Source organism: Chryseobacterium viscerum (genome assembly GCF_002899945.2).
Lineage (GTDB): Bacteria > Bacteroidota > Bacteroidia > Flavobacteriales > Weeksellaceae > Chryseobacterium > Chryseobacterium viscerum.
The window spans coordinates 146284-165654 of record NZ_PPEG02000007.1 but is presented as its reverse complement, the minus strand read 5'-3'; the positions used below and the strand labels follow the sequence as shown (position 1 = coordinate 165654).

The following is a 19371-nucleotide window of genomic DNA, read 5'->3' as shown; positions in this document are numbered from 1 at the left end:
TAATTTTGCATTCGAATTACAAATGAAAAAAATTATATTCTTTACAGCAATTGCTAGTTTTCTATTGATCGGCGTTACTTCGGTAAAAGCTCAGAAATCTGCTGATGATAAAATAAAAAAAGTTCTCTACTTTAATCCCGAGGTAGAACCTGATGTTGACGAGATAAAAGATCCTACCAACACGGCATTCTTTGATGTTATTACTGATAATTTCAGCAGCAGAAGAAATAAAATGCTCCGGGCAGAAGTTCAGGTTCCCTTTGACAGCATAGACAAACAGACCATTGTAGATTACTGCCTCAATAACGATGCAGATTTTGCTATTGTTTCCAAAGTAAGATACTTCAAAGTAGGTTTTGGAAAATACGTTTTCTCCAATCAGGTAGTGGTCAGCATGAAACTTTTTGGTGCTGACGGAAATCTTGTGACTGAAACAGATCATGATACCTATAGAAAAAATATGCGTTTACTGGGATCTACAGTAAATTCTGTTAAAATAGGAACTGAAGGAGCTATAAAAGGAATCATTAAAAAACTGAGAAAACTGAAGCCAACAGAAGCTGAGCTTTAATTTTAAAGTTGGAATATAGGACCTTTGATTACCAATGGTCAATTTTACTTCGCAAATGAATCGTGAATTTTGCGATGAACATACCAGGTTAATTCATAATTCATTCATAGACTACTTCCTGTAGAATATATACCCATTAATTGATAATGTAAAAGCTTTTATTAGCTTAGTTTCATAATTAAATTTATCTCGTTAGAAGAATTCTAATTTAAAGAGGCTGAGAAGAAGTATCATTCGTTTTCAAAAATATCAATTCTTTAGAATATCCGGGCGGATCATATTCTCATAGAGTATGTGCAAATGATCCATTACCTGAATTACAACAATTTTCATGTTAAATATTTGAGCGCTTGTTTTATTTATAAACAGGTGCTTTTTGCATTAAAAAACGCTATAAACAACTGACTGATAGTTAAATATTTTCACCAAATAAGGAATTATTAAATATTTTTTACTATTTTAGTGTACCATTAAAACTAAATCATATGAAAAATCTAAAGAAACTCAGTAGAGAAAAAGCAAAGCAAATTAACGGCGGATCTTTTGAAAGATGCAGTGATATCAATCCATGTTCTGTAGGATGGTGCTGTAATGGGATTTGTTCACCATTTATCTGTCTTGAATAAACTTAACACTCAACTATAAAATAAAATCACATGAAAAATCTAAAAAAAATCAGTAGACAAGCGCAAAAGGAAATCAAAGGCAGTGGGCCTTTCAAAAAATGTACAGAACATTACCAATGTCCGGGCGGATCATGCTGCCATAACATATGCGTTTTAAATCCTTGTCCTTTGGAATAATATATGGATTATTACAGACACCTATTTCTAATAGGTGTTTTTTATTTAATTTTTAAATAAAACATCAATTTAAAGTAAAATATTTTCACCAAACGATGAGTAATATAGAAATATTTATTATTTTAGTTCAACATTAAATCTAAATTATATGAAACATTTAAAGAAACTCAGCAGAGAATCTGCCAAACAAATTAATGGAGGTATGAGACCATTCAGATGCAGCATAACAAGACCTTGCTCCGTTGGATATTGCTGTAACGGAGAATGTATTGATCATGATTGTATGATAGAACCATAATCTTAATATATTGATCATTATGAGAAACTCAAATCTTAAAAAGCTAAACAGACAGGAACAAAAAGGAATTAACGGGGGCGGAATAAAGAAATGCGGCAGCAATGCAGATTGCGGTCCATATCTATGCTGCACCAATAACGTCTGTGTATTCATTCCTACTTCAGAATGTGAACCCATTTAAAAGTATATTGGAATTTTAAAATTTAATTTTTTGAACATCCGCTTCGGTGGGTGTTTTTTTGGCCTTATACTGAAGGACTAAACTTTAATTAATCCTTAAATTTCCCAGTTTATGGCTTAGTCTTAAAAATTTGAATTATTTTTGCATATCCAAAAATTTCACGTTTTGAATTCTAGAGACGAACTTATCTTTAACCCTGCCGATATTGCCGAAACTCTCAGCGAACTTCATGCTGACGAGAGGCTGCTCGCGTTCCTGAAGGTTCCGAAAGAGTACAAAGCAGAAGTTTTTTCACACCTTGATCCTGATTTCCAGGAAGATACCATCAGAAGTATTGGAAGCGATGAAGTTTCTGAAATTCTGAATGCAATGACTCCGGATGACAGGACTGCTCTTTTTGAGGATTTTCCGGATGAGCTTATCAAGTATTCCATCAATCATCTTAATCCGCAGGAAAGAAGAATTGCTTTAAAGCTTCTTGGCTACAACTCTGATTCTATTGCCCGTCTGATGACGCCTTATTATATCCAGATCCGTAAGGAATGGACGGTAAAAAGATGTCTTCAGCAAATCAAAAAGGTAGGAAAAAGAGTGGAAACCATGAACTATCTGTATGTGGTGGATGAAAGAAACCGTCTGATTGATGATTTAGCTGTAGGAAGTTTACTCTTGGCCGAAGAAGATACTTTAGTGTCCGATCTTATGGACAACCATTTTGTGGCGATCACCACGATGACTTCCAAAGAAGATGCCGTTACTTATTTTGAAAAATATGACCGTTCAGCGCTTCCTATTATTACGGAATCGGGAGTTCTTGTAGGGATTGTAACTATTGATGATATCCTTGACCAGATTGAACAGCAAAACACCGAAGACATTCAGAAATTCGGGGGTCTTGAAGCCTTAGATTTACCGTATACCCAGACTTCTCTTATCGAAATGGTAAAGAAGAGAGGAATGTGGCTGATTATATTATTCTTTTCCGAAATGCTCACCGCATCAGCCATGGGATATTTCGAAGACGAAATCCAAAAAGCAGTGGTGCTGGCACTATTTGTTCCATTAATTATTTCCAGTGGTGGAAACTCAGGTTCACAGGCCGCAACACTTATTATTAGAGCAATGGCACTTCAAGAAATCGGTTTAAAAGACTGGTGGTATGTCATGAAAAAAGAAATCTTCACCGGATTGTTTTTAGGAGGAATTTTGGGAATTATCGGTTTCTTAAGAATCATGGTCTGGCATGAGGCAGGCTTCTTCAGTTACGGTGCTCACTGGGTTTATGTAGGACTAAGTGTAGCCGTTTCTTTAGTATTGATCGTACTCTGGGGAACTCTTTCAGGATCAATGGTTCCATTTATCTTAAAGAAATTAAAACTAGACCCTGCTACTTCATCTGCTCCTTTTGTAGCCACTCTTGTAGACGTTACGGGACTTATCATTTACTTTTCTGTAGCCGGACTTTTCTTAACGGGAAAACTTTTGTAATTTTAGGCATCATCTAACATGCCAATATGAAAATCGTTTCACTTGTACCCTCTATTACTGAGGCATTATTTGACCTTGGACTTACTGAAAATGAAGTCATCGGGAGAACAAAATTCTGTATTCATCCTCAGGATAAAATAAAAAATGTACCTGTAATCGGTGGGACCAAAAACATCAATATCGAGAAAATCAAAGCACTGCAACCGGATCTTATTCTTGCCAATAAGGAAGAAAATGTAAAAGATCAGGTGGAAGCTTTAATGGATGAATTTAAGGTAATGGTAACCAATGTGGAAACGATTGAAGACAATTATTATCTGCTTAAAAATCTCGGAAAACTTCTCGGAAAGGAAGACAGAGCACAACTTTTCAATCTCAAAATTTATGATATCCTGAATCAGGCAAAACTGGATACGCCTATTAAAGCGGCTTATCTTATCTGGAACAACCCTTATATGACAATTGGCTCAGATACCTTTATTCATAAGATTTTGTCAGAAATTGGTTTCGAGAATATTTTTAAAGATAAAACCCGTTATCCTCAAATTACCACTGAAGATCTGGCGGATGCCGATGTAATTATGCTTTCTTCCGAACCCTTCCCATTTAAAGAAAAACATATTGAAGAACTGCAGGCTTCCTATCCTGACAAAAACATCATGATCGTAGATGGTGAGGCATTTTCCTGGTATGGAACGCATATTGCGAAATGTGAGAACTACTTTAAAGAATTGCTGGCAGAAGTACACCGTATGCAGTTCTGATTTTTAGACACAAAAGCTTATAACAACCTAATTATATTCAAGTTGCTTCTCAATGCTTGAAAAATACATTTACGTTTTTGAAAATCTTCGGTTTCAAATCACAAATAAGAATCGCTTAAATTCTATGGAATGGTAAATGCTGCCATTATATAGCGTCTCTGTCACAAAAATCGTTAATTTTGTATAGTAAAATTTCTGGTACATTGATCTGTACTATTTATCCATTAAATATTTAATACACATGGCTGATACGGTTATACTATCTGAGGGAGCAGAGTTTGATCACGTTATACAAGAAGTCTCAAAATATATTCACCTTTATGTAATGGCGTTTGAAAAGAATGAACGGACCATAACACAAATAGATAGACGTGAAAATATGTATGGCGGAAACGGAACCGTATATATGATACAGATGTTTGATCAGAAGGAACTGGCTAATAACCGTCTGGCTGCGTATATGGTTTTATTGAATAAAGGTGATGAATCCGGATTTCACACGCACAATCAAAGAAATGAGCAAGAATTGTACGTCGTCATGCATGGAACCGGAGAATATCGTGAAAGAACCGGAACTGAAGGACCAATACGAAAGAAAATTCTTCAGAAAGGGGATATTACAGCCATCAATTCCATAGGCTATCATTCTATTGAAAATACAGGAAACGAGCCTTTAATTATGTTTGTTATTACAACTTATTATTCATAATCTATGAAGGGGTAAGGCTGGAAATTTCTAACTCAACATTCTGCTTCAATACTCTAAAAAAACTCCGACTATAAAAGCCGGAGTCTATATTATATTCGTATTGAAATTCAATTACAAAATCTTGGAAACTTCCTTACAAAGCCATTCCAGCAATTCACGATCTTCGCTGGTGAATGGGTCAACTGTATGAGAATCGATATCAATTTGACCAATATTTATTCCGTCTTTAAAAATAGGAACCACTATTTCTGCTTTCGTATCGATTGAACAGCTTAAGTAGTTGCTTTCTTCATGCACATCAGGAACTACGAATGTTTCATTGGAAACCGCAACCTGACCGCAAATTCCTTTTCCGTAAGGAATAATGGTATGATCGGTAGGAGCTCCTACATAAGGCCCTAAGATCAGCTCCTCTTTATCTCCATTTTTGAAATAGAAACCTGTCCAGTTGAAGTAAGAAATCTCTTGGTCCAAAAGGTGGCATACTTTTTCAAGTTTTTCTTCTGTATTATGCTTAGGACTTTCAAGAATTGAGGAAAGTCTTTTCTTTAATTCTGACATTGTATATATTTTTTAAGAGAATTGTTTTAACGAAAGTTCTTCTTTATATCCAAACATTCCGCGCTCTTTGATCATTTCTGCAACTCCTTCCGGAACCTGGCTTTCCCAGCCTTTCACACAACATGCTATTTTTCTCAGTATTTCTCTGGAGTAAATTTCCAGGAACTCCGGATTATAGTTCGTAATATCTACAATACGATTGTTGTGTTTGAAATATTTGTATAATTCTTTCAGATTTTCTTCTACTTTCAGGTTTGAAGAGTCCAATAATTGGTGCGTTTCAGGATCTTTATAAGGATACAAATACACTCTCATTCCGTTTCTGAAAAACTTCCCGAATGCTTCAAGAATTCCTCCTGACATGTTTTTATAATATTTCTCGTCAAACACCATCAATAGGTTATTTACACCCATTGCAACTCCGATATCTCCACTTGTGTAAGAAGCGAAATAATCGATCAGTCTGTAGTATTCAGAGAAATTTGAAATAATAACTGTATATCCCAACTTACCCAAAATATCTACTCTATCCAGGAAATCCCTTTCATCAATGTCTCCGTCTGCTCTCAGATTGGAAATCGTGATTTCGATAAGGACTTCTGTTTCTTCATGGGTACAGATTGCATCTTTGAAAAACATATCCATACCGTTTTTAAGCATATCAATATTTACTTTCGTTACTGGTCTGAAACTTCCTCTTACCGCGAAAATATTTTTCTTGTACAAAACATCTGCCGGAAGCATATTATTCCCCTCTGAATTGAAGATCACCGCATCGGTCATTCCATTTTTCACCAATTGAAGGGACATCAATCTGTTATCAACATAGGCAAAAGCAGGTCCGCTGAAGTCTATCATATCAATTTCAAGGTTGTCTTTTGCAATATCGTCGTATAGAGATTCTACTAAAGTTCTTGGATTGTCAAAGTAATTGAAAGCCCCGAAAATAAGGTTTACCCCAAGGTTTCCTAAAGTTTCCTGTTGAAGAGTAGCATCATTTTCTTTGAATTTTACGTGGATCACAATCTCATTGTAATCTTCATTTTCTTTGGTCTGAAAACGAATTCCTACCCAGCCGTGGCCTTTTACAGTTTTGTCAAAATTGATGGTGGTTACCGTATTCGCGTAAGAAAAGAATTTTCTATCAGGATTATTATCTCTGGAAATTCTCTCTTCAATCAAAGCGACTTCATATCGAAGCATTTTGCGAAGTCTGTTTTGGGTAACGTACCTGTTTTTTACTTCTTTTCCGTAGATGGCATCACTAAAATCCTTGTCATAGGCAGACATTGCCTTTGCAATCGTACCGGAAGCTCCCCCTGCTCTAAAAAAGTGGCGAACAGTCTCCTGCCCTGCTCCAATTTCTGCGAAAGTACCATAAATAGCAGGATCTAGATTAATTGTTAATGCTTTTTGTTTAGGAGTTAGTTTCTGATACATTAGGACGTGAAATTTTTCGTAAATTTACCAAAATTAAACCAACCTCAAAAGAAAATGAAGTTGAAATTTTTAGGAACTGGTACTTCTCAGGGTGTACCCGTTATAGGCTGTACATGTGAAGTGTGTACTTCCGAAAATCCAAAAGACAAACGTTTGCGCTCTTCCGTGATGATAACTACGGAAGAAAATAAAAAAATACTGATCGACTGTGGTCCGGATTTCAGACAGCAAATGCTTACCAACCACGAACATAACGTAGATATTGCGTTGATTACTCATGAACATAATGATCATGTGATCGGCTTGGATGACATGCGTCCATTAATTTTTAAAAGTGGAAAAGATGTTCCACTCTACTGCTATTCAAGAGTTGCTCATGAAATAAAAAACCGATTTCCTTACGCCTTTGCTGATGTAAGATATCCCGGAGCGCCAGCTTTTGAGCTTCATGAAATTGAAAACAAACCGTTTCAGGTTCTGAATACAGAAATCACTCCTGTGGAGGTAATTCATTATAAAATTACCGTTTTCGGATATAAGTTTAAAAACCTTGCTTACATCACAGATGCCGGCTTTATTTCAGAAACGGAAAAGGAAAAACTGAAGAATCTGGATGTTCTGATATTAAACTGCATCAGGAAATTTGATCCTCACCCTGCCCATTTTATCCTTCCGGATGTGATCAGGCTGTTTGAGGAACTAAAACCTAAGCAATTATTCCTTACTCACATCAGCCATCATTTAGGGTTGCATGATGTTGAAGATAAGGAGCTTCCTTCCGGAATGCACCTTGCCTACGATGGTTTGGAACTAAATTTTTAAAAAAAATTCTTCAAAAAGCTTTTGAACATTGAAAAAAGTTTATATATTTGCACACCAATTTGAAACAAACATCACGTTTGGATTCAACATCAAGCCCAGGTGGCGGAATTGGTAGACGCGCTGGTCTCAAACACCAGTTCTTAGGAGTACCGGTTCGATCCCGGTCCTGGGTACAAAAAGCCTCTGAAATCATTTGATTTTCAGAGGTTTTTCTTTTTAGGATGGTCAAAAGGGTGGCTAGTTTATACATGAAGTAATAACCAAATTAATGATTTAGTATTCGAATTGAAATTATCACCTACATTTAAGATCATATAAATTGCGTATATATATATATAAAATTTTAGACTAATCTCAAAAAATAAATATTCATTATAAATTAATTTTATTAATTTGCATCTGTTCCAGAAGACCGCTTAAGATTTTGATTTCGCCTGCTGTATTCGGTTGGCAGTCCCAAAGTAACTTTGGGGCTAAAAGTTAGATAGTTATTTCTCTTTACGATTTTTGACTATTACTATTTTTTATATATTTTATATTTAATTTATGTTATGATTTTTCTTGAAATGATTTCATAAACAAAGAAAATACAGCGGGCTTCGGAACATTTTCAATCAATGAAACTAGATCAGGCTACAATAAATCATATAAATACAACTTTTCATAAAATGAAAAGTAAAAATGATTTTTTATCATTACTTAATTTTGTAAAAGGAAAGATTTATGGAGAAAAAATTCATGCTTTTGAAATTAAGAATTTAAACTACTATATTAATACAAAAAGTAAACAAAATAGGTATACTAAATTTATAATCAAAAAGAAATCAGGTGAGGATAGAATAATACATTCTCCGGCACCAGGCTTAAAAGCTATACAAAAATGTATAAATGTAATTTTTCAAAGTATTTATGAGGTAAATCCTGCAGCAACTGGATTTGTAATTGGCAAATCCATAGTTGACAACGGAATTGTGCATTCAGGAAAAAATTATGTCTTTAATCTTGATTTAAAAGACTTTTTTTCAAGTATTGATCAAGCCAGAATTTGGGGTAGATTAAAGGTTCCACCATTCAACTTAAATGAGCAAAACGGAAATTTAGAAATTGCTAATATCATTGCATCTTTATGTTGCCATGAAATGGAAGTTGAGCGATTCGACGCAATTAATAATAAGTGGGAAAAAGTTATAAAAAATGTTGTTCCACAAGGTGCTCCTACCTCTCCTACATTGATTAATATTATTTGTCAAAAGTTGGATTTTTATCTATCGGCAGTGGCAAAAAGATTTTCATTACGTTATACAAGATATGCTGATGATATTACTTTTAGTTCTGACCATAATGTTTATCACAATAATGGAGAGTTTCTAACTGAAATAAAAAGAATTATTAAATCAGAAAGATTTGACATTAAAGATTCAAAAACACATTTACAAAAAAGAGGCTACCGACAAGAAGTAACAGGTTTGGTTGTAAATGTTAAGCCGAATGTTCATAGTAAATATGTTAAACAGATTAGACATTGGTTATATATATGGGAAAAGCATGGATACGAATATGCTTCTAAATTTTTTATTAATCCATACTTAAAAAATAAAATTAATCCAAAAGATAACATACCTGATCTCTATATTATTTTAAGAGGAAAATTGAATTATCTAAAAATGATTAAAGGGTCCGATAATTCTACATATATAAAATTAAGTAATCGGTTTGACTTATTAAACTCATCAGAAAAGAAAGTTTTACAAGAACAATCTGAAAGGATAATTTTATCTAAAATTTTACCGACTACAGAAAATGATAAAGTTTATATACTACCAATCATACACACACCGAAAGAGGTTGTTAAAATATTAAATAAATTTACTTTAAACAATAGCGCACTAAAATATTCAACACATAATTGGGATTCGGGGCAAAATGAAGATATTTTCAAAGATTTAGCTGATTTTATTAAGAAAGCACGCAGTGAATTTTATCCTGCGAGTGAACAATTGAAAATGCTTAAGAAGGAGTTACATGCGAAAATATTTTCTTTTCTTTTTAATGAAAAGGTTGCTGAAAAAGGTTGGGGTATTCATCGAATTAAATTTGGATGGAGTTCACCGGAACTTTTAAAAGAAATGGAGAATAATATTATAAAACCTGAAAATTGTATCTTACCAAAAAATGCACAATTTATTTTAAAGACCAATACTGGTAATCAAACAATTCAAAAATTTAAGCAGGTAATTGATATTTTTAAAAATGAAATAGAAATTAGGGATGAAAATTCAATATTACTAAACCTCCTTCTAGAAAAACATGACATGCATTTAAATGGTTTCGAAATAAAAGAGGCGAAAGATTTAGAAAATACAAACTTCTTTACAGATGTAGATTATTTTAGTAAAGCATTAACATTAGTTTTTGAAAATATTCAGAAAAGACCCGAGCATAAGATTGTAAGTTATGTTATAAAAGAAAAATCCGATAGCTACATTCTAGAAATTATGCATCACAATTCTACTGCTAAAGGAAAATCTTACAAGGATAAAAAACTAAGTTTGCAAAGTGGAGATTTTGGAACAATAAAAATGCACTTATTAAATCTTTGTGAATGGAGTGTGGAATCAGAATTTAAAGAGGGCCCTACTCGGATAAATTTTTTACACTCCAATGAAGATACTTTACCTTATGAAAAAATAGATGACGTGAAGGGGTTTAAACACGTATTTAAGTTTTATAAATAACTAGAGATGATTGCATTAGTAGAAGATCGAATTGGAAGAATGGATCAATTCATAGATTTCGAAATAAAATCAATTCCAAATATACATGTGATTACAGAGTCAGAATTATCTGATTTAAAAGTAGATTTGGATAAAGAAATCACAAATAAGCTTGAATCGTTTTCCTGCTTAATATTTCATAGATCAGCCGTGACAATCTTTCAACGAGAAATTATTAAAACTTATTGCACTAAAAATAAAATACCACTTGTTTTCTTCTCAGGAGGGATATCTTCTAGTTTTTATAATGACTCAGCATTTCCATACTTACATATCAACTCAAGAAATTTATATTCTATCAATTTAAAGATGTTTTGTGATAATTCAAGTCAATATAATAATACAAATTTATTAATTCTTCAATATGGATTAAGATGGAAAACAAATCAATTACTTTTAATCAATGAAAATCTAAATTTACGTTTACAATTAAAAACAATTAAAAGAATAAAAGATTTAAATATTCCAAAAAATCAAATTAGTGATTTTAATTTAGATTGGTTAGACAAAAATGAGTTTTCAGAAATTAATGAAGAACAAATACTGCAGTTCAAAATAGCTTTAGAAAATTTAATATATGAATCAATATGAATAAACTAATAATTCATAGTCAAAATACTGCTTTAAACTCTGAAGAGTACTTTAATCAAGATGAGCAATTTGTATTTAATATTGATTCTGATATTACAGACGTAGATTTCTATATTCACGATCAAATTATAAACAAAGATTTAGGCAATAAAATTAATGGTAGTAATATAATTTTTATTAAAGTTGGCTTAACTGAAAACTTTATGGAATATTACGGTATCCGTTTAGCTTGTCACATAAGAATGACTCTGAGCTTAAAGGAAAAAAGTTATATCCCAATTGTTCTTATCAGTCAGGAATCCTGTCAATTTCTTGGACTTACGGGAGAATTATCAGAAATATTATTTACTGAAGGTATCTATCTAATGGAAGATAATCCCAAGGATTTTAGCAAATACATTAAACTTTTTAATGAAAATAAGCTAAGATCATTAAAAAAAGTAGATGAATTTATACTTAAAATGAGAATTAAACCCTATGCTGAAAATAATTCACATCATGCGATAGCAAATGAATGGAGTTTACTTAAATGGTCACAAGCTTTACAATTAGATCAATTTGACGAATCTTTTTCAAATATTAGACAAAATATAGAAGGTTTATTGTATTACAAATATCTTGCACTAAAGCACCCTGTTTCATTTGAAGCATCCTCTATTAATCTCAATTTTAAAGGAGGAGGAAAAATACTATATATTGATGATGAATGGAATAAAGGATGGAATAAAATTTTTGAATACATATTTAAAAATAAATCATCCTATCAGTTTAAAACTCTTGAATATGATTTTAATGATAAGGAATTTTCTCTCTCAGAATCATACATAAGATCAGAAATAGAAACTTTTGATCCTGATATCGTAATTTTGGATTTGCGACTTTTTAAAGAAGATTTTGAAAAAGATAAAACTCCAGAGGATCTTTCTGGATTTAAGATACTTAAGCAAATAAAAGAAATTAATTTGGGGATACAAGTTCTCATATTTACAGCTTCAAATAAAGTTTGGAATTTCCAAAAATTACAACTTGCTGGAGCAAACTATTTTATAATCAAGAACTCTCCAGAAAATATTATAAACAGGGAAACATCTTTGGATTCAGTTGAAAAGTTTATAGAAAGTATTGAAAAAGCATCAGAAAAAGCATTTATAAAAAATATTGTATTATTATGTAATAAAATATCCATATCACTTTGTGAAGTTGATACTTTCGATAATTTTGAATACGAATTGTTAATTAAAAACCTCAAAATTCAATTAACAGTGTGTATATCAGCTTTAATACTAATAGCTCTTGAGAATCCCGTTACAATCGACATAGCTTTCTTATCTTTTTATAATTTTTTCGAACTTTTAAAAAAATATTATTTAAAATATGAAGATTATAGTTATAAGATCGGCGCTGAAGAAGTCGTTATGTATAAATATGAACTTGATGGAAATAAATTCAGAAAAAATGGAGAATACAGGAAAGAATACAGCTCTTTTGATGCTTCCTTACCTTTTTTTCTAACTGCACTTTTTCTTGACTATTTTAAAATAGATGTTTCAAAAACTATTTCAACTATTAAATTAAGTAATGCAAGAAATAATTATTTTCATGGAACGAAGAAAAACTTTAATGTTGATGAGCTAAAGTTAATAAGTCAAATAATTTATGAAGCTTCGTCAAAATTAAAAGAATAGAACTGCTGAATTCTTAGTAATATCCAAATGAAAATTTATTGTGATAGATACACCAGAAAAAAATCGAATATACTAAAAACAATTAAAGCTGATAAGTATCTGAGTACAAAAATTTATATTCGAAGATATTAATGGATTCTATAACTATTTCATCATATCTGCTTTTTCAAAAAATAATGAAATAAAAATGCGAAGCTCTTGAATTACTTCGTAAAATATTGATTAACAACAATTTACATATGTTGTTTATTAAGAATCATAATTATGGAAGTTCTGTAATTGCATCAATTTTATTTTCTAAATCAATAACCGCAGCTTGATCATACTCATCCTTATAGTCTAAAAGACTTCCTAAATAATTTTGAATAGAATCTAATTGTGATCTGGAAAGAAAAACATTTTCTTTGCTCACTTCTTCTTGAATATTATATAAATAAGTTTCAAAATCTCTATCTCCACTTATTATTTTTTCTCGTAATTTCAACGCAGCAAAAATCAGTTTTTTTTCATCCGTGTCAAAAACTAAATAGTTTATCATTGTTTATAATTTTTTATATAGGGATAAAATTAATAAAAACTTATATTATTTCCATTCCATAAAATAAAAGATGCAAATCATGTATTTAAATAGTGTATTAAATGCTCTTATACAAAATCATATTAGCCACTAAATTATTTTACCTTACCAAACGTTTCCAATTCTAAAAATTTTGAATTAAATAAATCCACAGGCATCTTTTTCTTCAGTAGATCATGGAAATTCTCATCATGGGTTGAAAGTATAACTTGTTTTTTATAATTAACAACTATACTTCTCAAAAGATCGATTGTAGACAACATATTAATACTGTCCATTGATTGAATTGGATCATCAATAAAAATACATTCATAATCTTTCGAATTTAAAGCTGAAGCTAGGAATATACTCAAACTTAAAATATTGATCTGAGCTGTGCTAAAATATAAATTAGGAATCAGTACACTTTCATCCTTAACATTGCGAACAAAAACATCTAATCGAGGATTATCGGTATCAAAATTAGCCTTAAACTCGATTGATTTAAAATCTGGATGAGGGTCTATTTTTTTATATAGATCATTAATCAAATTTTCATGAAAAAAACTCTCAATACTTCCTTGCAAAAATATTCTAGCTTTATCTCTTTCATATAGTATTTGTGGTTCAACAATTTCAGTTAAAAATTTTATTTCTCCAAGAGCTTTTTCTACTTTTTTCTTAGAGTTTTCAGATAACAAGAATGGCCAGATATTATCACTATAACTAGTTAATTTTTCATACTCATCCTTCAGTTTTTTAACATTATTAATACTTTCATTTAGTTGCAAAGTTCTGTTATCAAGAATTAAAGTAAGAATATCTTCAGTTATAATAGAAGAAATTCCCCCTACTTTTTCTCTTAAAAAATTCAAGTAGTTATCAAGTTTGAAATTATTTTCAAGAGCAAATTCTTTCAATTTTTTCAAGTTAAAGATTAATTGCTCTTTGTTTAGAGATTTAACATTATTTCCATTAGAAGTTATTTCTAAATTAAGTTTCTCTTGTATATCTCTTAATTCTTCAATATTTGTCGATAGCGAAATATTTCTTTCTTCTAAATCGGAAAACAATACACTTTTCCCTGGAAATTCTATGTTAAAATAATTGACAACAAATTTATGTTTGTCATCATTCTCTATTTGAGCTATTTCATCATCAATTAATAATGTTATAGAATCAACAAACTCTTGCTGTTCTTTATTTTTATTAATATCAATTTGATTTTCATCTAATTCATCTAATAAAGCCTTATTTTTATGTGAATGAATAACAATATCAAGATTAAGGTTATTTTCATAAATTTGGAGAGGCTCATTTTTAAATTTTAATTCTATAGCTTCTTTCTTTTCCTTATCATTTTTTATATTACTTAAAATATTTCTTTCTTCTTTTTCTATTTTAAAAATAATATCTTCAATAGTTTTTGAATCATTTTTAAAAAAATTTAACTTTTTTTCATAACTCATTCTTACATTGTCTCTCTTGCTTTCTATTAAATTATTTAATAGAATGATACTTTTCTCACATTCATTCCTTAATGAAAATAAGTTTTTCAAAGTATCATCAAGAATCCTATTTTGTGATATTTTACTTACTAGAATATTATAAGAATCAAAAGCACTATCACATAAAGGACAATTTTGACTTTCTTTACTATTTAGGATGTCTAAGCCCAAACTTATTAGATCTGTAATTGATTGATTTAAATGACTTTGTTCATTTATTTTAATATTTATATCATTTAATAATCTTTTTTTATCAGACAAAGTTCTTTTGTCTAAAATTAACTCTTCAAGTAATGTCTGAAGTTTTTCATCATCAGAAATAGAAGGATATATATCATTAATAAAATTATCAGTGATCTTCTCAATTAAAATAATATCCTCTTTATAAGAATTGTATAAAATTTTCTTTTCTTCAAGTTGATTTGATATAGAAATATATTCTTTTTCAGAAAGATCAATTTTTTCGGAAAGATCTTTTAAATCCTGCTTTAATTGAGGAAGTTGACCTTTTTCTTTGATTAGCTCATTTAGCGTTGTTGAAGAAACTTTTATTTGACTATTTAGCTCTTCTTTCTTGCGATTCAGAATAGATATTTCTTCTAACAATTTAGTTTTTTGAATATTATTTTTATTTTTCTCCTTCTGCTTTCCTTCTAGAGATTCTTTACTTTTTTCGTATAAAAAATAGTTAAATATAACTTTACCTAATTCACTTCTTCGTTCAATAAATTCATTTAATTTAGAATTGTTATTATCAAACTGATTTTTTAATTTATCTAAGCTATCAAACACTTTTAACCAATCTTCTATAGCAACTTCTTCTTCGTGATTATTTTTATAAGTATTTAAAAGAGAAAAATAATTTTTCAGCCCTATAATCTTTTCATTTCCATTTTTTGCAATCGATATTTCTTCAAGCTCTTCTCTTAGGTCTTCTTCATTATTAATCAATGCGATTTCATTTACAATTATATCCTTTAATTCTTTAATCTCTTCTTGGGGTGATCCAGAATACAGCATTTGAAGTAATGTGCCTGAATTCAATTCTCTTATCTTTTGAATTTGCCCATTAACAACTTTTAAAATATCATTACTTTGAAGCTTTTGTATATATTGAATATTTGTGTCTACAATTTTCTCCTCATTGGATATTCTTGCTTTTAGTTCAGAGTGTAGTAACTTTAAGTTATTATAATAGTAATTTATTGAAGACAACTCTGGAGTTTCCATAAATTTCTGATAACGAAATTCTCCATCTTGCTCTGTTAAAAATGCTGATATCCATTCTTGAGATAAAATAACTTTTTGAAAAGTATCTTCAATAGGGTTTTTAAAGTTTAAATCATATATCTGATTTCCATGCTTTTCAAATTTTGTTACTCTTGGATTATCATCTTTATCAGTAAGTATTTTTATAAATGTTTCACGTTCATCTGGTGATTTAGTATTTCTCAACAATGGCATTTCATTTTGCAACCGTTGAAAGCTTGCAAGCTTTTCTATTTCCTTATTCCGGATAAAAAATCTATTTATTGATTTTGTCATACCATATTCAACAGCATCATAAAATGACGTCTTACCAAAACCATTTGGCGCATATAATGATACAAAACCGACTGGGTCACCAGATTCATTTGTTAAATTAAAAGTAGCATCTTTGGGGTCATCATATATTCTAAAACCGGATATCTCTATTCTTTTAAATCTCATATTTATCCTCTTAGAGTTATTATTATTTTATCTAAACTTAAAGAATGTTCTTTTGTCTTTCTTTTTTTATCTCCGATCTCACTTAAGGCATCCCATAACAAATCATTACGTTCAAATTCCACATTTTGGAATGGTTCATCTTTGTTAACAGTAAGATCAGAATTCTTAATATGCTCATTAATGATTTCTTCTATATTCTGACATGGTGATATTACAATTTTTCGACATGAAAAAGTATCATTTTCAATTAAATATTTCAAGCTATCCTCTATTTCTTTTTCTAACAAAAAAAATATATAAATGTTCCAGACACTAAATTCATTAGAAAGTTCAGATTGATAATTTAAAGCTATAAAACTTGTTATTGCTTGCCAATCTTTTTGTAAATTTTCCTCTGAAATATTTATAAAAAAACAAGGAATGATACCTCCAAAAGTAATCTCCTTGTATTTGTAGGAAATGTGAGGAAATTCTAGCTCAAAATTTTCATTTAAGTAATTCATCATATTGCTGTTTTAAATTTTCAAATAATTCGATTTCAGTAAGATTAGCATATTCATCCATTTTATTAATTAATATTTCTTTAAAATAATTTAAATGCACAAATCCAAAAGATTTTAATGGATCAATTCCTCTATCTGTCCTAAATCCTTTTTTATCATATGCCCTAACAATATCTACCATTTTCCCAGGTAAAATATTAAATACTCTTTTAGGTGGGTTCTTGGAATCTATCACAACCTTACCGCCCTCTTTTAGCCCTAAATAATCAGATTTTGATAAGCCACTTTGAAATAATGTCGTACAATCTTGAACATGAGTATACTTTAATCTGATACTTTTAAATATATCTTCTAACTGTTGTAATGAAATATTTTCTTGTTTAACGATATTAATTATAGTCAAAAACTCTAACCAACCTAACCATATATTTTTTGAATTCAAACAATCATTTTCAGATTCATCAATTAAAAAATTACACCTAAATAATTCTTTAATTGCAATCGGAGTTATATCAGATTTAACTACTTCTAAAGCTTTATTTCTTAAATGCTGCTTTGTAAATGCTATTTTATTTTCATCAATAAAATCAACGTCTAGTGCAAAAGAATCGTCTCTTAAAAAATCAAAATTTTCAAAAAAGGAAGGACTTAGCTTGGATAACTTACCAGAATATTCTTCGTATTCAATAATTTCATTAAAGTATCGAATTGGAACAAAGTAAATTTTTCCATTTGCCCAACGTGGATGCTTCATTTGACTTTGTATTCCAATAATATTAGCATAATCATCTTCAACTGTTATAATTGCTCCACCAGACATTCCTTCAATTTGTATTTTTTCGAGTGTCTTATTAACCAGTTGTGCACCCATTAAATAGTTAGCAGGAAGATCCTTTTCCAAAATTTTATACGACGTGTCTTGACTACCTATATCTAATGTTTCAAATTGCATAGGATAGCCATAAAGAGAGTAATCGTTAATTTTATCAAAATTAGTACAGATATTTAAATTATCATATCCAATTAATTTTAGTTCTAATTTTAATATTACTGCATCTGCTTCTTTATGTGGAAAATAAGTTTCTCCTCTTATGAGAGTAAATGGAATCTCATCTTCTTCCCAAATATTATCATTTTCTACTAATCTTTTAATAGAAATTTCAGTTCCATCTTCTTCACGATATTCATATTCACTACCATCTTCCTCAAAATCAACACCTTCAAATAAATGCTTTGATGTTAAGATATATGTACATTCTTGTGTATTAGGTGTTTGAAATAAACACCCACTTCCATAGTGAACCTTAACATTGTACAACTTTATCTCTTCAAGCTTCATGTTCATATTTTAATTCATTCGTTACTTTAGCAACAATATTAAAGTCTTTTCTATCATTTTTCGTAAATATTTCATTTCTGACATGCTCATAATTAAAATGAAAAATAGCATCTCGATTTGAATTTATAATCCGTGCAATAGTCCTTTTATTAGGATGATAATTACCAGAACTATCTGTACTCAATATATAATCATTTGTTTTTACAATTTGTAAAAGCTCTTTATTTGTATTAGCCTTGCTCCCATGATGTGAAATTTTCATCAGGTTAACATTTAATGGGCTATCTTCGCTATAACCTAATCGTCTTAATTCCTTTATTACTCCACTTGGATGTGAATCTGCAAGAAATAACATTTTCAATGAATTATAGGTTAATATAAATGATATTGAACTTCCATTTTTCACTTTATCATCCTCCTTAAATTTAAACGTTTTTTCTTCCTCCTCTTTGATAAAATCTTTAAGATCTATATCCCAATCTTTTCTTTTCCCTTTGGTTTTACCTGAAGAATCTGTTTTCCTGTACTCTCTTAAAAGTTTTTCTAATTGTGTTTCGGTAGGGGATAAAATTTCAATTTTTAAATTGTTCTCTTCAAATTTTTGTTTTTCAATGATTACATTTTTATTTAACAATTCAAATTTTTCTAAATATTTTTCAAAAACAATAGCCTCTTTTATACCTGTCTGAGCAGAGTTAAAGATATTTAATTTGACTTGCAAATCCTCATTTTCTGGTTTTTCAAAATGCTCAGCTATAAGATTACTGTAATTAAACCATATTTTTTTTATAAGCTTAAATGCACTTTTATCATTTTCAAACCATGTAAGAAACCCACATATATGGTCATTATCTATATGAGTTAAAATTAATAAATCAATAAATTCATTATTTTGTTTTATTCTGTCAATTTCATCCTTTAGTGGACCAAAAGTATTTGACGAAGGATTATAATATGTAGCACTAACACCACTATCTATTATAATATTACGATTTTGATTGGCATCATTGAAAGATAGAATTATAGAATCTCCGTTTCCCGCTTGTAAAAATTTAACTATCATATTAC

General features: G+C 30.1%; 19 protein-coding genes and 1 tRNA gene. 13 read left to right on the top strand and 7 right to left on the bottom strand.

The window, feature by feature from the left end:
• Positions 1-22 precede the first annotated feature (22 nt).
• From C1634_RS17250 to C1634_RS17235, 8 genes are all read left to right on the top strand, one after another.
• Positions 23-571 carry a pyruvate decarboxylase gene (locus C1634_RS17250; RefSeq protein ID WP_103235545.1) on the top strand — a complete coding sequence of 183 codons (549 nt, stop codon included), beginning with the start codon at positions 23-25 and terminating at the stop codon, positions 569-571.
• Between the two features lie 485 nt (positions 572-1056).
• Complete coding sequence (locus C1634_RS26100; protein ID WP_165835350.1) at positions 1057-1197, top strand: bacteriocin-like protein; 141 nt, start codon at positions 1057-1059, stop codon at positions 1195-1197.
• Between the two features lie 30 nt (positions 1198-1227).
• Positions 1228-1374, top strand: coding sequence for a bacteriocin-like protein (locus tag C1634_RS26590; RefSeq protein ID WP_410494243.1), 147 nt, complete (start codon positions 1228-1230; stop codon positions 1372-1374).
• A 148-nt stretch (positions 1375-1522) separates the two neighbouring features.
• Positions 1523-1672, top strand: coding sequence for a bacteriocin-like protein (locus C1634_RS26585; protein ID WP_449397340.1), 150 nt, complete (start codon positions 1523-1525; stop codon positions 1670-1672).
• Between the two features lie 19 nt (positions 1673-1691).
• Positions 1692-1853, top strand: coding sequence for a hypothetical protein (locus tag C1634_RS26090; protein WP_153816331.1), 162 nt, complete (start codon positions 1692-1694; stop codon positions 1851-1853).
• 165 nt (positions 1854-2018) lie between these two features.
• Positions 2019-3341 (top strand): magnesium transporter, encoded by a 1323-nt coding sequence (mgtE, locus tag C1634_RS17245; protein WP_103235130.1) that lies wholly within the window; start codon positions 2019-2021, stop codon positions 3339-3341.
• Positions 3342-3367: 26 nt separating this feature from the next.
• Entirely contained in the window at positions 3368-4105 is a 738-nt protein-coding gene (locus tag C1634_RS17240; RefSeq protein WP_103235131.1) for an ABC transporter substrate-binding protein, read from the top strand.
• 241 nt (positions 4106-4346) lie between these two features.
• The gene (locus C1634_RS17235) at positions 4347-4814 is read left to right on the top strand and encodes a cupin domain-containing protein (protein WP_103235132.1); all 468 of its coding nucleotides are present in this window, start codon (positions 4347-4349) and stop codon (positions 4812-4814) included.
• A gap of 111 nt (positions 4815-4925) precedes the next feature.
• Here C1634_RS17235 and C1634_RS17230 read toward each other — a convergent pair whose 3' ends face one another.
• Both C1634_RS17230 and C1634_RS17225 read right to left on the bottom strand, forming a co-directional pair.
• The gene (locus C1634_RS17230) at positions 4926-5375 is read right to left on the bottom strand and encodes a GAF domain-containing protein (protein WP_103235133.1); all 450 of its coding nucleotides are present in this window, start codon (positions 5373-5375) and stop codon (positions 4926-4928) included.
• Positions 5376-5387: 12 nt separating this feature from the next.
• Positions 5388-6815 (bottom strand): nicotinate-nucleotide adenylyltransferase, encoded by a 1428-nt coding sequence (locus C1634_RS17225; protein ID WP_109738820.1) that lies wholly within the window; start codon positions 6813-6815, stop codon positions 5388-5390.
• A 54-nt stretch (positions 6816-6869) separates the two neighbouring features.
• Between C1634_RS17225 and C1634_RS17220 the strand changes: the two genes are divergently transcribed.
• From C1634_RS17220 to C1634_RS17200, 5 genes are all read left to right on the top strand, one after another.
• On the top strand, positions 6870-7637 hold the full coding sequence (locus C1634_RS17220) for an MBL fold metallo-hydrolase (protein ID WP_103235628.1): 768 nt from the start codon (positions 6870-6872) through the stop codon (positions 7635-7637).
• Between the two features lie 93 nt (positions 7638-7730).
• Positions 7731-7810: transfer RNA gene (locus tag C1634_RS17215), tRNA-Leu, on the top strand.
• A 444-nt stretch (positions 7811-8254) separates the two neighbouring features.
• Positions 8255-10372, top strand: coding sequence for a reverse transcriptase domain-containing protein (locus C1634_RS17210; protein WP_109738819.1), 2118 nt, complete (start codon positions 8255-8257; stop codon positions 10370-10372).
• Positions 10373-10378: 6 nt separating this feature from the next.
• A complete protein-coding gene (locus C1634_RS17205) occupies positions 10379-11002 on the top strand; it encodes a hypothetical protein (protein ID WP_103235509.1) in 624 nt (207 codons plus the stop codon).
• Positions 10999-12687: a response regulator gene (locus C1634_RS17200; protein WP_109738818.1), complete on the top strand. Its 1689-nt coding sequence runs from the start codon at positions 10999-11001 to the stop codon at positions 12685-12687. The genes C1634_RS17205 and C1634_RS17200 overlap by 4 nt, the downstream gene beginning before the upstream one ends.
• Positions 12688-12949: 262 nt before the next feature.
• Here the strand turns inward: C1634_RS17200 and C1634_RS17195 are convergent, their stop codons facing one another.
• The 5 genes from C1634_RS17195 to C1634_RS17175 form a co-directional block, all read right to left on the bottom strand.
• Entirely contained in the window at positions 12950-13225 is a 276-nt protein-coding gene (locus tag C1634_RS17195) for a hypothetical protein (RefSeq protein ID WP_109738817.1), read from the bottom strand.
• A 134-nt stretch (positions 13226-13359) separates the two neighbouring features.
• The gene (locus C1634_RS17190) at positions 13360-16461 is read right to left on the bottom strand and encodes an AAA family ATPase (RefSeq protein ID WP_109738816.1); all 3102 of its coding nucleotides are present in this window, start codon (positions 16459-16461) and stop codon (positions 13360-13362) included.
• A 2-nt stretch (positions 16462-16463) separates the two neighbouring features.
• Complete coding sequence (locus C1634_RS17185; RefSeq protein WP_103235552.1) at positions 16464-16967, bottom strand: ABC-three component system middle component 1; 504 nt, start codon at positions 16965-16967, stop codon at positions 16464-16466.
• The gene (locus C1634_RS17180; protein WP_123921497.1) at positions 16948-18303 is read right to left on the bottom strand and encodes an ABC-three component system protein; all 1356 of its coding nucleotides are present in this window, start codon (positions 18301-18303) and stop codon (positions 16948-16950) included. The genes C1634_RS17185 and C1634_RS17180 overlap by 20 nt, the downstream gene beginning before the upstream one ends.
• Positions 18293-19366, bottom strand: a complete 1074-nt coding sequence (locus C1634_RS17175) for a ComEC/Rec2 family competence protein (protein ID WP_103234793.1) — start codon at positions 19364-19366, stop codon at positions 18293-18295. Before C1634_RS17175 ends, C1634_RS17180 begins: the two co-directional genes overlap by 11 nt.
• Positions 19367-19371: the final 5 nt, after the last annotated feature.

Bases quoted from the DNA above. Each gene is read 5' to 3' on its own strand.
- C1634_RS17250 (WP_103235545.1), top strand. From the start codon at position 23: ATGAAAAAAATTATATTCTTTACAGCAATTGCTAGTTTTCTATTGATC.
- C1634_RS26100 (WP_165835350.1), top strand. From the start codon at position 1,057: ATGAAAAATCTAAAGAAACTCAGTAGAGAAAAAGCAAAGCAAATTAAC.
- C1634_RS26590 (WP_410494243.1), top strand. From the start codon at position 1,228: ATGAAAAATCTAAAAAAAATCAGTAGACAAGCGCAAAAGGAAATCAAA.
- C1634_RS26585 (WP_449397340.1), top strand. From the start codon at position 1,523: ATGAAACATTTAAAGAAACTCAGCAGAGAATCTGCCAAACAAATTAAT.
- C1634_RS26090 (WP_153816331.1), top strand. From the start codon at position 1,692: ATGAGAAACTCAAATCTTAAAAAGCTAAACAGACAGGAACAAAAAGGA.
- C1634_RS17240 (WP_103235131.1), top strand. From the start codon at position 3,368: ATGAAAATCGTTTCACTTGTACCCTCTATTACTGAGGCATTATTTGAC.
- C1634_RS17235 (WP_103235132.1), top strand. From the start codon at position 4,347: ATGGCTGATACGGTTATACTATCTGAGGGAGCAGAGTTTGATCACGTT.
- C1634_RS17230 (WP_103235133.1), bottom strand. From the start codon at position 5,375: ATGTCAGAATTAAAGAAAAGACTTTCCTCAATTCTTGAAAGTCCTAAG.
- C1634_RS17225 (WP_109738820.1), bottom strand. From the start codon at position 6,815: ATGTATCAGAAACTAACTCCTAAACAAAAAGCATTAACAATTAATCTA.
- C1634_RS17220 (WP_103235628.1), top strand. From the start codon at position 6,870: ATGAAGTTGAAATTTTTAGGAACTGGTACTTCTCAGGGTGTACCCGTT.
- C1634_RS17210 (WP_109738819.1), top strand. From the start codon at position 8,255: ATGAAACTAGATCAGGCTACAATAAATCATATAAATACAACTTTTCAT.
- C1634_RS17205 (WP_103235509.1), top strand. From the start codon at position 10,379: ATGATTGCATTAGTAGAAGATCGAATTGGAAGAATGGATCAATTCATA.
- C1634_RS17200 (WP_109738818.1), top strand. From the start codon at position 10,999: ATGAATAAACTAATAATTCATAGTCAAAATACTGCTTTAAACTCTGAA.
- C1634_RS17195 (WP_109738817.1), bottom strand. From the start codon at position 13,225: ATGATAAACTATTTAGTTTTTGACACGGATGAAAAAAAACTGATTTTT.
- C1634_RS17190 (WP_109738816.1), bottom strand. From the start codon at position 16,461: ATGAGATTTAAAAGAATAGAGATATCCGGTTTTAGAATATATGATGAC.
- C1634_RS17185 (WP_103235552.1), bottom strand. From the start codon at position 16,967: ATGATGAATTACTTAAATGAAAATTTTGAGCTAGAATTTCCTCACATT.
- C1634_RS17180 (WP_123921497.1), bottom strand. From the start codon at position 18,303: ATGAAGCTTGAAGAGATAAAGTTGTACAATGTTAAGGTTCACTATGGA.
- C1634_RS17175 (WP_103234793.1), bottom strand. From the start codon at position 19,366: ATGATAGTTAAATTTTTACAAGCGGGAAACGGAGATTCTATAATTCTA.